Source organism: Bradyrhizobium genosp. A (assembly GCF_049949275.1).
In the GTDB taxonomy this organism is placed as follows: Bacteria; Pseudomonadota; Alphaproteobacteria; order Rhizobiales; family Xanthobacteraceae; genus Bradyrhizobium.
On the sequence record NZ_CP188196.1, the window covers coordinates 4754840 to 4769402 of the forward strand.

The window sequence follows — 14563 nt, forward strand, 5'->3', positions numbered from 1 at the left end:
GATCGGATTGCGGTCTCTCAACCGATGCATCGAGCCGTCCGGCTTGCCTACCGCGGAATCGTGATCGCGACTCTTGCGCCCGCGATCGTTCCTTGGCGCCCGTGGCGGGTTCGCCTAAAGCGAGCTTTCCGACTGCGTTAAAGCCAAGCATTCGTCAGAACTCCATGGCGTTGCCCGACACGCTGTTCACCGTGCCGGTGCCGCCAGTTACCGTGAGGGACAAGTCGAACCAGTACGCCGTACCCGGCGTCAAGCCTGTGATGATTGCCGATACAAAGGTTGGAAGAATGAACGCGGCAGTCTGCATCTGACCAGTGATGATCGACCCTGCTTGCGTTCCGGTAATGGCTGCCCCATTGGCGGGAGCCGACCCCGTGCCGTAACGCAATGATACAGTATTTCCTGACGATGCAATCGAGTTCGAGATTCCCATCTGAAATGAAACCATCACTCGACCGCTGTAGGTCGGGGTGAGAGTCACGGTGCTGCCGAGCCCCATCATGACTCCGCTGGTTGACGTCGTTCCTGTTGGCGCTAGCGTCCCGCTCTGCACTGTTGCGTTCGACAAGGCCAAGGGGCCGAAATCTTCCGCCAGCGCAACGATCCCGACCTGCGGGGCTAAAGTGAAGTTGATCTTTGATCCGGCACCACTTTGCCCGGAGCCTGTGCCGGTGCCCGCGCTGTTGTACAGGACCGTAGCCCGCGTAAGCACGCCGGTCCCGGAATTGTATACGCCGGTCCCAATTTCCCATTGCGTCAGATCGGCGCTCTCGGCCCTATACCTGTATTTCGCGCCATTGACCGCGCCGGCTAAAGTGAATCCTTGGTAGCCCTGCACTGCCGTCGAGAACGTCCAATCGGAGGTGCCCCCAGCAGTTGGATTGAATCGACAGACGTCAACGAAGCTTGTCATTTGCTAGGTCCCCTCAATGACGACAGCCGCCGTTCCAGCCGCCGAGTAGAGATAGATGGAGTTCTGCGGAACGACGTCGGCCCATTCCCAACTGCCGCCCTGACGGCCTGTAGCGCTCGCGGGATCGAGGCTCAAACCAAGTCCGGGACCTTTCGGCGATGTCGAGAACCCGATGCTAAGCGCGCCTGTGCCAACGTTCTGGACCATGAGGTATGATCTGTATTGCGAAATCGGCGAGACGAGCTGCGCGACCGATGAGGCCAGCGTCACGGCCTTCGTGAAGTAGTTCAGGGGATCGGGTCCAGTCATTGTTTACCCCGCCCGGATCAGGGTCAGGCCGCCGACCAATGTCGGCTGCATTACCGAGACGGCGCTGCTCGTGCCGCCCTGCGCAGACCCGGTGAACGCTGATGGCACATTGAGCGGGCCGTAAGTTGGCGTGTTGTTGAGACCGAAACCCAGGACCGAGCCGCCTCCGGCCCCTTGGATCGAGATGACGGGACCGCCATTATGCATCACGTTGTCAACGCTATTGGCAACGATGCTACCAGCGGGGGTGTATGGCGGAAGATTGGCGGTGACGAGGGTTTTGCTGTCGCTGCCGCCGCCAGCCAAAAGCGTATTGCCGTCGAGACCGCCGCTTGCGCTCGTCATGCGGCCTGTCCCTTGGTTGAGAGCCGCACGGCTTCGGCCTCGCGCATCCGGCAGCGTTCCGCCGAGCATCGAGAACAATACCGGATACGAAGCCGATGAGATCGCCGAGCCATCACAGTTGAGATAAGGCGGGATGGTGCAACCGCTGATCCACGACGGCAAGGACGAGCCGGCGTAATCCATATACGAGCCGATTCGGCCCATGTTAAAAAATCGGATGCCGGCGCCGTCATTGAAAACAGAGACATACTCTCCTGGCGGGCAACAAGCGACTTGGGCGCCGGCCGACGCTGCCGTCGTTTGCAGGGTGATCGTGAACGCGCTGGAGCCGGTGCAGAAATTTCCGACAGTGTACGGTTTCTTAAACGACGTCGGGAATGTAACCGTCACGTTGGAGGTCAAGGTCGAATTGAACGTGATATTGTTCGCTTGGAACTGCGCCGCAGAAAGAACAACTGGCGAGTTGTTGAGCGCGACTGTTGCGAGGCCGCCAACGACGAGGTCCGTCAAGGCCGAATTGCTGTTGACCGGCGTATCCCAAATGCCGACGTCGTCGCCTCGGGCCGGCTGCTCAAGATTGATGTTGGGCGTGAAGGTCGAAACCATGGGATTACCTCAAACAGTTGCCAAGGCCGGTGCATCGGCCAGCGTCGGACGGGTTGCGGGGCATGGCGCCTTTGCGTCGAGGAGCGCGTAGAGATCGGCTTCAGACTGGATCGCCGCCTCAAGGGCGGCGCGGGCCATCACAATGCAATCCATGCTGCGGCATTCGCGGATTGCGTTTGCAGCGCGCCGGAGATGATCCTGCGGCCAATGAATCATCCGGTCGCCCGCTCTCGGATGGCGTTTGAACGTGCTCTCAGTTCCGGACGAGCTTCGCGGCCTTACATGGCCCTGCGAACGGCGCCAGTTGTCCCATGCGCTCTGCGGATGGTTCCAGCGGCGCTTGCTGGCCGGGTCGAGCGAGGCGCGCCATTTGTCGATCTCGCCGAGGTTGTCGATGACCTTGAGAGCCCACCAGCGTTCCTGTTGGTGAATCCCATCGAGGCCGTTGGTCTCAAGCCAGAGCGTCATGGCAGCCGTGTAGCGCTTGCCGAAAGGTTTGTTCGTCTCGGCGAGCTTGAGGCAATGCGCGCGCCCCAGCGCCAGCGCTTTCCCGATTGCGGTCCAATCCTCGAATGTCTTCTCGCCGCGTTGGCAGATGCGTTGCCATGCCTCGCGCCCGGCTGAGATCGTATCGAGATCGCTCATCAACCAATCCCCGATTGGAGCGCAACCAGCGTCACCGGAGCGCCAGCGCTCGACTGCGTATTCAGGGTGAAGCGATAGCCGGCGATGCTGCCGATCGGAGCGACGGCGGAACTGCCGAGCGCAAACATTGCGTTGGAGCTGCCGGTAAAGAGCGTGAACGCCGTTGGCGAGGACGAGACCGGCGAGGGATACGTTCCGGTCGGGTCCTCAAGCGTGGCGCTGATGAAGTAGCTGGAGCCCCCCGACGAGATCACGGCGAAGCTGATCTGCTGCGGCGTGATCTCCCAATCGGCGAGCTGCCAAGGCGATGAGCCGGTCGAGGTCAGCGTAATGTAGCGTGGCTGCATTTTACTGTACTCATCTCCAGTTAAGCTGACGGATACTTGGATCATTGAAGTAATCAACGCTTTTCGATAGTATCCCTACAGTACTCCGAAAACAACGGGAGCTTGCCATGATGTTCTGGACTGATCTCGATAAGGCCTATGACGAGGTCCACTCGGCTCGCGCGGCTGTCGATAAGGCCACGCGCGACTATTCAAAGGGCGGCGGCGTCAACGCGGTCAATTCGGCAAACCGTCGACTTGCCGACTCCTATGATCGCTTGCGCGAGATCAATGGCGGCAATGTCCGCGATACGCGCGGCTGAATGGACAATGACGGGAAAGCGCCGGGAAAATGCCGGGGTCTTTCCCGTATAACGCAGGGATAATCACCATGGCGAAACCCCGACGTTTCCCGGTCATCATCGAGTTCTACACCACGGAAGAGCATGGAGCGGCATTTGATGCGCTCGCGGCAAATGGCCTATTGACCAAGAGCGATCTCTATCGGCTCTCGTTCGATACGTTCCTCCGGCAGCAAGGCATGTTGCCGTCGCGGATGAAAACGCCGGAGCGCGATCGTGCCAACGCAGCCTGATGATTGGTCTGTAGTTTCGACGGAGCCGGCGAAGCCTCCATTCGATCCTGACGCCTATCTCGCGTCGCAGCCGGCTGCCGTCGCCGGACAGCAGCGCCCCAATGCCCAGTTCGACCCTGACGCGTATCTGGCGAGCCCGCCAACGCCATCGAATGCCGGTGGCTGGAACGTCGTCTCGCAAGAGCCGAGCAATGCCCCGTCGATGTCGTGGTCAGACGTCGGCTCTCAGGCCTTGCGCAACACGCCGGCCAGCGCCGTTCAATTCGGCCACGACATCATTCAGCCGTTCATTCATCCGGTCGATACCGCGACGAACCTGAAGAACCTCGGCCTCGGTGTTCTCGACAAGGCGGGCCTTGGCTCTGGCGAACATGCCCAATATGCCGACGCTGTCGGCAGGTTCTATGCGGACCGCTACGGCGGCGTTGAGAACGTCAAGCGCGCCTTCGCCAATGATCCCGTTGGCGTGCTCGGCGACCTGTCCATCCTCCTGACGGGCGGCGAGTCCGCGCTCGCGCGCGCGCCCGGCATCGTTGGCAAGGCCGGTGAGATCGCTGGTGCTGCCGGCCGCGCCATTGATCCGATCAACAATGCCGCTCGCGCCGGCAGCGCCTTGGCCAAGGGCGCGGGCTATGTCGGAGCCGAAGGCCTTGGTCTGACGACCGGAGTCGGAGCCGAGCCGATCAGGCTCGCTGCAAGGTCGGGCTATGAGGGCGGCGAGGCTGGCAGTGCGTTCCGTGAGAACATGCGCGGTCAGGCCCCGATGGGGGAAGCTGTCGACGACGCCCGCAAGGCCGTTGGCCAGATGCGACAGGAGCGCGGCAACGCCTATCGGCAGGCCATGCAGGATATCGGCATGGACCGGACGATCTTGAACTTCGATGAGGTTGACGACGCCATGCGGAAGGCAGGCGGCGTGAACACGTTCAAGGGTCAGGACATCTCGCCGAGCACACAGAGCATCCGGCATCAGCTCGCCGACGTAATCGATGAATGGCGCTCTCTCGATCCAGCCGAGTACCACACAGCCGAGGGGTTTGACGCCCTGAAGCAGAAAGTCGGCTCGATCCGGGACGCGACGCAGTACGGGACGCCGGAGCGTCTTGTCGCTGATCGCGCCTATCAGGGCATCCGGCGAACGATCGTCGACCAGGCACCGGACTACGCCAAAGCGATGAACGCCTATCAGGAGGCCAGCGACCTGATCAAGGAGATGGAAAAGACGCTGTCCATCAATCCCAAGGCCTCGGTAGACACCACGCTGCGCAAGCTTCAATCGGTTCTCCGCGACAACGTCACAACGGCGTATGGCCGCCGCGCCGAGCTGGCGGACTATCTCGTCAATGCCGGCGCGCCCCGTCTGATGGAGAAGCTTGCAGGCCAATCGCTCGGCTCATGGATGCCCCGTGGTTGGGGCCGCTTGGTCGCTACGGAGCTGCCGGCGATGGCAGCGGGCGCCCTTGGCGCTGGCACGGCAGGCGCTGGTGCTGGTGCGCTGGCAACGCTGCCGGCGATGTCGCCCCGTCTCGTCGGCGAGGCCGCCCACGGCGCCGGCAGGGCCGCCAGGCAGCTCGGTCGCGTTGCTACGCCGCTCTCAGTCTTGCCGGTTCGCACGGCGCGCCAGCTCGGCCGCCTTCCCCAGAACAATGATCAGGTTCAATAGAGGAGTATCCACACATGGCCGATCTTCGAGAAGTTCACCAGCGCAGCCTTCGCGGCTTTCAGGTCGCGATGCAGGAAGCCAACATGCACTACCAGCATGCTGAGATTAACAACGATATCGACGGCATGGCCGCAGCCGCCCAGCAGATGGCTGGATTGCGTGCCTCGATGAATGAGCTGAACAGCATGGCCCGCGATGCCTACGCGGCGCAGCCGACGAACCCGTCGCGCTACGGCTTGAGCGAGGAAGAGCGCTATGTGGCGCGCAATAGCTACACGGACCCGACCGGCCGGATGACCGAGGACGACAAGGAACGGGTTTACATGGAGCAGAAGGCAAAGCATCGCCACATGGTGGCGACGGGAGCCTATTCCGTGGATCAAGGCTCGGTACGGAGGTAATCATGTTTGGTCGCACAACGAACGACATCAGCGAAACCCTGATGAAGATGCACGACGAGGCTCGGATCGTCTGCAAGCACAATCAGACCGAGATTGCCCGTCGCATGGCGGAATGGATGACAGAGGATCGCCGGTTCGATTTCATCCCCGACAAGACGAAGTTGGCGCGTGAAGCGATGGATGCTCGCGCGCATGGGCGCGTGCTCAATCTGACGGAGCCCGTTCGCAGCAATGCCAATTCATGTGTCGGATACGTCGTCCGGCAGGTCTAAGGAGAGCAGCAATGTCGAGACTTGATAGGCTTCGAGAATATGCCAATCCCAGCCGTCGCGAGAATTGGGACGGCGAATCCAACGATAAGGCCAACCTAGACCGCTGGAGCAAGCGGGCGTCGGAGAACTCCAAGCTCGCGCCGCGAGCGAAGGGCGGCGAAATCAAGTTGCCCGATACCGGCAGCGACGTCAGTCTGCATGACACGGAGGCGAAGCCGAGGGGCGGCGATGCGCGCGCCGTGGCCAAGGCCGATAAAAACGTCGTCGGCGACTCGTCCTATCTGGCCGGCATTCGCCGCAACGCCTGACCGAGAGACGTGCAATGGCGCGCATGCGGCGATACAAAGACACAGTGCCGGGCTACCGAGACGGCGGCCGAGTTCCGATCCCGGCCGACACGGTCGAGAGCGAGCAGGCAGCCCTGGGGAGCACGGATGAACTGCGCCCAGGGCCGCCATCGGCCGTTGAAGACGATGCTGTCGCTCGCGCATTGAATGGGCAGCTCCGCGCCGAGGAGCTGCAACGCCAGGCGGCCCAGCAGTCGCAGCAGCCAATGACTGTTGAGCAGTTTGTCAATCAACTGCCGAACCTCAGCGACCACAAGCGCGCCTTTCTCAAGTCCAACCCTGAGATGTTGAACTCCGATCAAAGTAAGCTGATGAGGCAGGCCTATAACGAGGCCCTACAGGCAGGCTTTCAGGACGACACGCCAGAGCTTGACCGCTACATGGTTGACGCCGTCCGCGCCGAGATGGACGTTCGGCGCGCGCGCCTCGCCGAGTCAGCGCGGTCCGCTGCCAGCACGATGACCCAGCCGCCGCGCCACTTCGACTCGCAGGTTGACCATCAAGCCAGACTAAATGCCGAGGTCAGTTCGCTACAGAGCGCTTACAATGCGCAAGCGTCCGCGCCGGACGTTCTGGCAGCACAACTGCCGGAGCCAGCGTTGACGCCACGCACGCGCAGCATGCCCATGACAGCGCCGGTCTCGCGAGAAGTGCCTATGTTGTCGGGGAAGCGGACAGCGGATTTGTCGAAGGTAACGCTGTCGGCCGAAGAACGCTTCGTTGCGCAGAACAGTTTCAGTTCAGACCTGTCCGTTGCCGAGCGAGAAAGGTTGTACGCAACCAATAAGGCGAGGCTAGCCCGAGAGCGCGCCGAAGGCCGCTATCCGCAGCCGGAGCGCAATTAAATGAGCATTCCCCCGGTTCGCTTTCACGATAACGCCGCAGTCAACAACTGGGTTTGGCTGCTGCTCATGACCGATTTCCATCCGTGGCAGCCTGCCGATCTCAAAGTGCAGAGCTTTGGCGAGACGCTGCTAGCGGTCGCCGACAAGTTCGGCGACGAGGCCGCCATCGGCCTGAACCTCCGGAAGCATTGAATGGCGATTCCGACGCCCAATGACCACGCCTTGGCCGAGCTGGAAGCCCTCCATGGCGTCGTCATGGTCCGCTGCCGGACCCTGCTCCGTGCCGGCCAACGGCGAGACAAAGCCGCCATCGTGGATGCCTTAGCGGCCTACGTTGATGCTGCTGTCGAGTTTGCGAACGGGCTGGATCGGTGAGCGATTGGTATCAGCGCTGGCGTGAGAAAAAAGGAACCATGCATGATGGCACGGAGCGCCGCCCCGTGGTCCGCAAGGATCGCGCCGAGCGTTTCGCCGAGATGGTCGCCTTTGTCGCCAGCCGCCACGGCTGGGTCACCTCGACGCCGGGCGCGCTGGACATCACAATCGACTGCCTGCCGGGCTCGACGCTCCCGGATGAACTCGCCAAGGCGGGCCACAAGATCGAAGAGATTGGACGCAGCGAACGGATCATTCCCGGAGTCATCGTCGAGAACTTCACAACCGGCGTTGACGGCGAATTGGTGCCCCTGCCGGAGGGATCAGCCGAGCCCGTCGTCATGACAGTGCGGCATACCGGCATCGTGGTTGTGAGGCAGTTCTCGTTCCCAATCTGACGGGCCGGGTATCACTTGATTGGCGAATCGCGATGCCACCATCCGGCAATGAGCACGATCGCCCAAGCCGCAGCCGCCGTAACGAGCCCAATCGTCTCTTGATCTGCACCGAGCGCACCCGCAATGATGGCGCTTGCCAGGATCAGGGCAACGGGAATGATCAACAAAAGCTGCGGGAACATGGAGGGCGCCTCAACGATCGATCGCCGTCCCCGCTATGCTAAGGGACTAGGGGATCAGGTTGCGAGCGAGGCGGACGTGATTGCCCTTCCACGGATTGTGGCATCATTGCGCAGGAACCGGGGGATGGCAAGGCGGGCTAAATTGATGGTACCGTCAGCTCTGGAGGTGGTCCCCATGTCGCAATATTCCCCCGGCGAGCGGACGATGAAGGCGGTATTTGGCCTCGCGATTCTGATCGGATGGTTTGCCTTCGTGCCGGATGACAGCGCGCTGTTTCACACTCCCCTCGGCCAGCTTTCGTTAGCGGAACTGCTTCCCCCGCTGCTCTGGCTTGTGGCGCTAGTGCCTTGCACCTATGCCGCAATCTCGTCCCTGTACGAGGCCATTGCCGGCCGTGACCGTGTGTGGCTCTGGCATCCGGACTGATCACGGTGATGGTGGGCAGTGACGGGCTCGAACCGCCGACATCCTGCGTGTAAAGCAGGCGCTCTACCAACTGAGCTAACCGCCCTTGCCGTCGTATCTGTTGCGGTTTCTGTTGCGCCCGGCTGGACCGACATGGAAGCTCATTGTTTCATTGAGCTTTTTGCGTCGGAAGCGTCCCGGTGTAAACGAGATGCTCTAACCAGCTGAGCTAACCGCCCCACGGTGCTTCTTTATCCCTACCCGCCCCATACGGGCAAGTACGGAACGTCCATCCATGGGACCCTCAATCCCCCGGCCTGCCGGGCAGCAGCGGCACAGCATCGATCCACACCGCGGCCGACTGGCACCAGATCTGCCCGACGGGGCGCAATTGGTCGCGCTGGCGGATACTGCCCCAGCGAATGCCCCAATCGTCGGCCTGGTCGCCCTCGCCGCTGGTGAACAGCGGGGAACCGCAGTCGGCGCAGAAGTGCTGGAAGCGCATCCGGCCGTTGTCGCCGCGCTTGCCGTAGACCTTTGGCGTGCCGCCGGTGAGCTTGACGTCGGCCTTGGAGCAGATCGCGGTCACCCGGAACGGCGAGCCCGTCAGGGTCTGGCAGTCGCGGCAATGACAGACCGAGATGGTTTCAGGGTCGATCTCGGCCTCAAAGGTGATCTTTCCGCAATGGCATTGCCCGTCGATCTCCATCGCGTCCCCTTCCCCCGAAACAAAAACGGCGCCCGAAGGCGCCGTTTTATCATCTTTTCGAGTTGCGATCTCAGTGGGCGGTCAGGCCGCCGGCGGCTTCGTCGCCGTCCGGCTTCACCGTCACCTTGGTATCCTCTTCCCAGACGATCGGCACGGGCTTCTTCACCAGCGCCTTGGCGACGACGTCGTCGAGACGGGAGACCGGGATGATCTCCATGCCGCCCTTGATCGCATCGGAAATCTCCGTGAGATCCTTGGCGTTGTCCTCGGGGATCAGCACCATCTTGATGCCGCCGCGGGCCGCAGCCAACAGCTTCTCCTTCAGGCCGCCGATCGGCAGCACGCGGCCGCGCAGCGTGATCTCGCCGGTCATCGCGACATCGTGGCGGACCGGGATGCCGGTCATGACCGAGATGATCGCGGTGGCCATCGCCACGCCCGCCGACGGACCGTCCTTCGGCGTCGCGCCCTCAGGCACGTGCACGTGGATGTCGCGCCGGTCGAACAGCGGCGGCTCGATGCCGTAGACGATCGCGCGGGAGCGGACGTAGGACGCCGCCGCCGAGATCGATTCCTTCATGACGTCGCGCAGATTGCCGGTGACCGTCATCTTGCCCTTGCCGGGCATCATGACGCCTTCGATGGTCAAGAGCTCGCCGCCCACATCGGTCCAGGCAAGTCCGGTGACGATACCGACCTGTGGCTCGCTCTCGATCTCGCCGAAGCGGTACTTCGGCACGCCGAGCAACTCTTCCAGAGTCTTCTCGGTGACCTTGACCGACTTCTTCTTGGAGATCATCAGCTCCTTCACCGCCTTGCGGGCGAGTGTGGAGAGCTCACGCTCCAGGTTACGCACGCCCGCTTCGCGGGTGTAGCGGCGGATCAGGAGCAGCAGCGCTTCGTCGTCGATCGAGAACTCCTTGGAGTCCAGGCCGTGCTTGGACACCGCGTTCGGGATCAGGTGCTTGCGCGCGATCTCGACCTTCTCGTTCTCGGTGTAGCCGGCGATCCGGATGATCTCCATGCGGTCCATCAGCGGTCCCGGAATATTCAGCGTATTCGCGGTCGTGATGAACATGACGTTCGACAGATCGTAGTCGACCTCCAGATAGTGGTCGGCAAACGTCCCGTTCTGCTCGGGGTCGAGAACCTCGAGCAAGGCCGAGGACGGATCGCCGCGGAAATCGGCGCCCATCTTGTCGATCTCGTCCAGCAGAAACAGCGGATTGGACGACTTCGCCTTCCGCATCGACTGGATGATCTTGCCGGGCATCGAGCCGATATAGGTGCGGCGGTGACCGCGGATCTCGGCCTCGTCACGCACGCCGCCGAGCGACACGCGCACAAACTCGCGGCCCGTCGCCTTCGCGATCGACTTGCCGAGCGAGGTCTTGCCGACGCCGGGAGGTCCGACCAGGCACAGGATCGGACCGGTCAGCTTGTTGGCGCGCGACTGCACCGCGAGATACTCGACGATGCGTTCCTTGACCTTCTCCAACCCGTAATGATCGGAGTCCAGAATGGACTGCGCCGCTTCCAGATCCTTCTTCACCTTGGACTTCTTGTTCCACGGGATCGACAGCAGCCAATCCAGATAGTTGCGCACGACGGTCGCTTCCGCGGACATCGGCGACATCTGGCGCAGCTTCTTCAATTCATGCTGCGCCTTTTCGCGCGCTTCCTTGGAGAGCTTGGTCTTGGAGATCTTCTCTTCGAGATCGGCGAGCTCGTCGCGACCATCGTCGTCGCCGAGTTCCTTCTGGATCGCCTTCATCTGCTCGTTGAGATAATACTCGCGCTGGGTCTTCTCCATCTGGCGCTTGACGCGCGAGCGGATGCGCTTCTCGACCTGCAACACCGAGATCTCGCTCTCCATCAGGCCCAGCACCTTCTCCAGGCGCGTGGTGACGGACAGCGTCTCCAGGATGCCCTGGCGATCCGCGATCTTGACGGCGAGATGCGAGGCAACGGTGTCGGCGAGCTTGGCGAAATCAGTGATCGCCTGCACGACGCCGACGACCTCGGCCGAGATCTTCTTGTTGAGCTTCACATAGCTCTCGAAGTCGGACACGACCGAGCGCGACAACGCCTCGGCCTCGACCGACTTTGCATCGGTGTCGGCAAGCGCAATTGCGGTGGCTTCGTAATAGTCGGCGCGATCGGTGTACTTCTGCACGCGCGCACGCTCGAGCCCTTCGACCAGCACCTTCACGGTGCCGTCGGGAAGCTTCAAGAGCTGCAGTACGCTTGCAAGCGTACCGGTCTCGTAAATGGCATCGGGTGCCGGATCATCATCGGACGCGTTCTTCTGCGTCGCGAGCATGATCAGCGCGTCGTTCTTCATCACCTCTTCGAGCGCGCGGATCGACTTCTCGCGACCGACGAAGAGCGGAACGATCATGTGCGGGAAGACGACGATATCGCGCAGCGGCAACACGGGATAAGCGTGCGTCTCGCCATGGACGATGGTTGGCCGGGGTTTTGGATTAGTCATGGCCTTTTCCTTTTGCTTTGCCCCCTCGCACGCAGTCCGCTTCTCTCATGCGCAACCGCCACAAGGTGCCGACGTGATCCGCAAACCGGTCTACCACGCGAAGGTTGGACCGGGCTTGCCGGATCGGAACTGAGGCGAATCTTGAACAGAATTCTCGCTCGCCGCCGACATTAGGTGGCTATCGACAAGGGGGGTGTCAAGTCATTGAAAAACGCGCGCCATCAGGCGCTTACGTACTGGGGTAAGCGACGCAATTCCGGCTGCGGAGTACATGTCCGCAGCCGCTACTATGAAAGACGTTTGGAGCGTTCCAGCGCCGCAAAATCAGGCGCTGGCGTTCTCGACGGCGCGATCGGACCGATCGGCGTAGATGTAGAGCGGACGCGCCGTTCCTTCCACAACTTCGCGGGAAATCACGACTTCTTCCACACCTTCCAGGCCCGGCAGGTCGAACATGGTCTCGAGCAGGATCGCCTCGAGGATCGAACGCAGACCACGCGCGCCGGTCTTGCGCTCGATCGCCTTACGGGCAACCGCGCCAAGCGCCTCGTCGGCGAAGGTCAGCTCGATATTCTCCATCTCGAACAGCCGCTGGTACTGCTTCACCAGCGCGTTCTTCGGCTCGGTGAGGATCTTCTTCAGCGAAGTCTCGTCCAGATCCTCGAGCGTCGCGACGACAGGCAGACGGCCGACGAATTCGGGGATGAGACCGTACTTCAGGAGATCCTCAGGCTCGACGTGACGGAAGATCTCGCCGGTCCGGCGGTCTTCCGGCGCCATCACCTGGGCCGCAAAACCGATCGAGGTCGACCGGCCGCGCGCCGAGATGATCTTCTCGAGGCCGGCGAACGCACCGCCGCAGATGAACAGGATGTTGGTGGTATCCACCTGCAGGAATTCCTGCTGCGGATGCTTGCGGCCGCCCTGCGGCGGGACCGAAGCCACCGTGCCTTCCATGATCTTCAGCAGCGCCTGCTGCACGCCCTCACCCGACACGTCGCGCGTGATCGAGGGATTGTCGGACTTGCGGCTGATCTTGTCGATTTCGTCGATGTAGACGATGCCGCGCTGGGCGCGCTCGACATTGTAGTCGGCGGCCTGGAGCAGCTTCAGGATGATGTTCTCGACGTCCTCACCGACATAGCCGGCTTCGGTCAGCGTGGTCGCATCCGCCATCGTGAACGGCACGTCCAGGATGCGGGCGAGCGTCTGCGCGAGCAGCGTCTTGCCCGAACCGGTCGGACCGATCAGCAGGATGTTCGACTTCGCAAGCTCGACGTCGTTGTGCTTGGTCTGATGGTTGAGGCGCTTGTAGTGGTTGTGCACCGCGACCGACAGGACCTTCTTCGCATGGCTCTGGCCGATGACGTAGTCATCGAGAACCTTGCAGATTTCCTTCGGCGTCGGAATCCCGTCGCGCGACTTGACCAGCGAGGACTTGTTCTCCTCGCGGATGATGTCCATGCAGAGCTCGACGCACTCGTCGCAAATGAAGACCGTGGGACCCGCGATCAGTTTGCGAACTTCGTGCTGGCTCTTGCCGCAGAACGAGCAATATAGCGTGTTCTTGGAGTCGCTCGTGCCGACCTTACTCATTCATGTCTCCGTCCGCGGTTCGATCCCGTCCGCTCGATCGTCCCATCCCGATACGTTGGCGGGTAAGGGACTTAAATAGAGCAAATTCCGTACCAATAAAGACCCTACGCGTTACATCCCGTGCGAATCACGGTCACTCGATTCTCCGCGATCATAGCCGATCAGAGTCGTAGCCAACCATGCTGTCACCCGACTATCAAGAATTCGCTAATCGGGGGTGCGCTGGCTACCCGTGACAATACCGTGATTTCACGTCTTGGCACGGACGAAGTGACCGAAATCACCCCGGCGTTGCTGGATTGCCACGAAAAACAAGCACGAAAGCGGAACTTTCTGCCTGTCGCAGGGCGCAAAACTGTGGTTTTGCGCCCTCGCGAAGTGCGCCGTTAACGTCAACGTCGCCCCGACGATCCCAGGGAATCCCAAGCGGATTCCAAGAAGAACTCCAAGGATCGATGTTGCAGCCCCGGTCGCGTTACTGGGGCTTCGCCGCCGGCTCCTCGGCGCGCTTGTCGATGACCTTGTCGACCAGACCGAACTCCTTGGCGTCGTTGGCGGTCAGGAACTTGTCGCGCTCCAGCGCATCCTCGATCGACTTGTAGGTCTGGCCGGTGTGCTTCACGTAGATCTCGTTGAGCCGCTTCTTCAGGTTCAGGATTTCCTGGGCGTGCAGCATGATGTCGGTGGCCTGGCCCTGGAAGCCGCCGGAGGGCTGATGCACCATGATGCGCGCGTTCGGCAGCGAGAAGCGCATGTCCTTTTCGCCGGCCGCGAGCAGCAGCGAGCCCATCGACGCCGCTTGTCCGGTGCACAGGGTCGAGACCGGCGGACGGATGAACTGCATGGTGTCGTAGATCGCAAGGCCCGACGTCACCACGCCGCCCGGCGAGTTGATGTACATCGAGATTTCCTTCTTCGGATTTTCCGCCTCGAGGAACAACAGCTGCGCGACAACCAGGGTCGACATGCCGTCCTCGACGGGTCCGGTCAGGAAAATGATGCGCTCTTTCAGCAGGCGAGAGAAAATGTCGTAGGCGCGCTCGCCACGGTTGGTCTGCTCGACCACCATGGGCACGAGGTTCATGTAGGTTTCAACCGGATCGCGCATGAGTCACCTAGGTTTTTTAGAGGCCGAC

Annotated in this window: 21 protein-coding genes and 1 tRNA gene; 11 read left to right on the forward strand and 11 right to left on the reverse strand. The window is 61.6% G+C overall.

What is annotated here, in order from left to right; translation table 11 throughout:
• Positions 1–154: 154 nt before the first annotated feature.
• The 5 genes from ACP2YP_RS22100 to ACP2YP_RS22120 are packed head-to-tail and all read right to left on the reverse strand — an operon-like array spanning position 155 to position 3165.
• On the reverse strand, positions 155–913 hold the full coding sequence (locus ACP2YP_RS22100; RefSeq protein WP_426418467.1) for a hypothetical protein: 759 nt from the start codon (positions 911–913) through the stop codon (positions 155–157).
• A 3-nt stretch (positions 914–916) separates the two neighbouring features.
• Positions 917–1222 (reverse strand): hypothetical protein, encoded by a 306-nt coding sequence (locus ACP2YP_RS22105; protein WP_426418468.1) that lies wholly within the window; start codon positions 1220–1222, stop codon positions 917–919.
• Positions 1223–1225: 3 nt separating this feature from the next.
• Positions 1226–2173 (reverse strand): hypothetical protein, encoded by a 948-nt coding sequence (locus ACP2YP_RS22110; RefSeq protein ID WP_426418469.1) that lies wholly within the window; start codon positions 2171–2173, stop codon positions 1226–1228.
• A 9-nt stretch (positions 2174–2182) separates the two neighbouring features.
• Positions 2183–2821 carry a hypothetical protein gene (locus ACP2YP_RS22115; protein WP_426418470.1) on the reverse strand — a complete coding sequence of 213 codons (639 nt, stop codon included), beginning with the start codon at positions 2819–2821 and terminating at the stop codon, positions 2183–2185.
• A complete protein-coding gene (locus ACP2YP_RS22120) occupies positions 2818–3165 on the reverse strand; it encodes a hypothetical protein (protein ID WP_426418471.1) in 348 nt (115 codons plus the stop codon). The genes ACP2YP_RS22115 and ACP2YP_RS22120 overlap by 4 nt, the downstream gene beginning before the upstream one ends.
• A 107-nt stretch (positions 3166–3272) precedes the next feature.
• Between ACP2YP_RS22120 and ACP2YP_RS22125 the strand changes: the two genes are divergently transcribed.
• The 10 genes from ACP2YP_RS22125 to ACP2YP_RS22170 all read left to right on the forward strand — a co-directional run bounded on the left by ACP2YP_RS22125 (position 3273) and on the right by ACP2YP_RS22170 (position 8040).
• Positions 3273–3467, forward strand: coding sequence for a hypothetical protein (locus ACP2YP_RS22125; protein ID WP_426418472.1), 195 nt, complete (start codon positions 3273–3275; stop codon positions 3465–3467).
• Positions 3468–3535: 68 nt separating this feature from the next.
• Entirely contained in the window at positions 3536–3739 is a 204-nt protein-coding gene (locus ACP2YP_RS22130) for a hypothetical protein (RefSeq protein ID WP_426418473.1), read from the forward strand.
• Complete coding sequence (locus ACP2YP_RS22135) at positions 3723–5402, forward strand: hypothetical protein (protein WP_426418474.1); 1680 nt, start codon at positions 3723–3725, stop codon at positions 5400–5402. Before ACP2YP_RS22130 ends, ACP2YP_RS22135 begins: the two co-directional genes overlap by 17 nt.
• A gap of 14 nt (positions 5403–5416) precedes the next feature.
• Positions 5417–5803: a hypothetical protein gene (locus ACP2YP_RS22140; RefSeq protein ID WP_426418475.1), complete on the forward strand. Its 387-nt coding sequence runs from the start codon at positions 5417–5419 to the stop codon at positions 5801–5803.
• 2 nt (positions 5804–5805) lie between these two features.
• Complete coding sequence (locus ACP2YP_RS22145; RefSeq protein ID WP_426418476.1) at positions 5806–6075, forward strand: hypothetical protein; 270 nt, start codon at positions 5806–5808, stop codon at positions 6073–6075.
• Positions 6076–6086: 11 nt separating this feature from the next.
• Positions 6087–6383: a hypothetical protein gene (locus ACP2YP_RS22150; protein WP_426418477.1), complete on the forward strand. Its 297-nt coding sequence runs from the start codon at positions 6087–6089 to the stop codon at positions 6381–6383.
• 14 nt (positions 6384–6397) lie between these two features.
• Positions 6398–7267: a hypothetical protein gene (locus tag ACP2YP_RS22155; RefSeq protein WP_426418478.1), complete on the forward strand. Its 870-nt coding sequence runs from the start codon at positions 6398–6400 to the stop codon at positions 7265–7267.
• On the forward strand, positions 7268–7459 hold the full coding sequence (locus tag ACP2YP_RS22160; RefSeq protein ID WP_426418479.1) for a hypothetical protein: 192 nt from the start codon (positions 7268–7270) through the stop codon (positions 7457–7459).
• Positions 7460–7642 carry a hypothetical protein gene (locus ACP2YP_RS22165; protein ID WP_426418480.1) on the forward strand — a complete coding sequence of 61 codons (183 nt, stop codon included), beginning with the start codon at positions 7460–7462 and terminating at the stop codon, positions 7640–7642.
• A gap of 38 nt (positions 7643–7680) precedes the next feature.
• The gene (locus tag ACP2YP_RS22170) at positions 7681–8040 is read left to right on the forward strand and encodes a hypothetical protein (RefSeq protein WP_426418481.1); all 360 of its coding nucleotides are present in this window, start codon (positions 7681–7683) and stop codon (positions 8038–8040) included.
• 11 nt (positions 8041–8051) lie between these two features.
• On the opposite strand, the gene ACP2YP_RS22175 is transcribed toward ACP2YP_RS22170, so the two are convergent.
• Complete coding sequence (locus ACP2YP_RS22175) at positions 8052–8222, reverse strand: hypothetical protein (protein WP_426418482.1); 171 nt, start codon at positions 8220–8222, stop codon at positions 8052–8054.
• Positions 8223–8397: 175 nt separating this feature from the next.
• Here ACP2YP_RS22175 and ACP2YP_RS22180 point away from each other — a divergent pair, with 175 nt between their 5' ends.
• The gene (locus ACP2YP_RS22180) at positions 8398–8649 is read left to right on the forward strand and encodes a hypothetical protein (protein ID WP_426418483.1); all 252 of its coding nucleotides are present in this window, start codon (positions 8398–8400) and stop codon (positions 8647–8649) included.
• Positions 8650–8658: 9 nt separating this feature from the next.
• On the opposite strand, the gene ACP2YP_RS22185 is transcribed toward ACP2YP_RS22180, so the two are convergent.
• The 5 genes from ACP2YP_RS22185 to ACP2YP_RS22205 all read right to left on the reverse strand — a co-directional run bounded on the left by ACP2YP_RS22185 (position 8659) and on the right by ACP2YP_RS22205 (position 14535).
• Positions 8659–8734 (reverse strand) — tRNA-Val (locus ACP2YP_RS22185).
• Positions 8735–8932: 198 nt separating this feature from the next.
• Positions 8933–9337 carry a GFA family protein gene (locus tag ACP2YP_RS22190; protein WP_426418484.1) on the reverse strand — a complete coding sequence of 135 codons (405 nt, stop codon included), beginning with the start codon at positions 9335–9337 and terminating at the stop codon, positions 8933–8935.
• Positions 9338–9407: 70 nt separating this feature from the next.
• The gene (lon, locus tag ACP2YP_RS22195; protein WP_426418485.1) at positions 9408–11831 is read right to left on the reverse strand and encodes an endopeptidase La; all 2424 of its coding nucleotides are present in this window, start codon (positions 11829–11831) and stop codon (positions 9408–9410) included.
• A 324-nt stretch (positions 11832–12155) separates the two neighbouring features.
• Positions 12156–13427, reverse strand: a complete 1272-nt coding sequence (clpX, locus tag ACP2YP_RS22200) for an ATP-dependent Clp protease ATP-binding subunit ClpX (RefSeq protein WP_018320118.1) — start codon at positions 13425–13427, stop codon at positions 12156–12158.
• Between the two features lie 475 nt (positions 13428–13902).
• A complete protein-coding gene (locus ACP2YP_RS22205; RefSeq protein WP_426418486.1) occupies positions 13903–14535 on the reverse strand; it encodes an ATP-dependent Clp protease proteolytic subunit in 633 nt (210 codons plus the stop codon).
• Positions 14536–14563 lie beyond the last annotated feature (28 nt).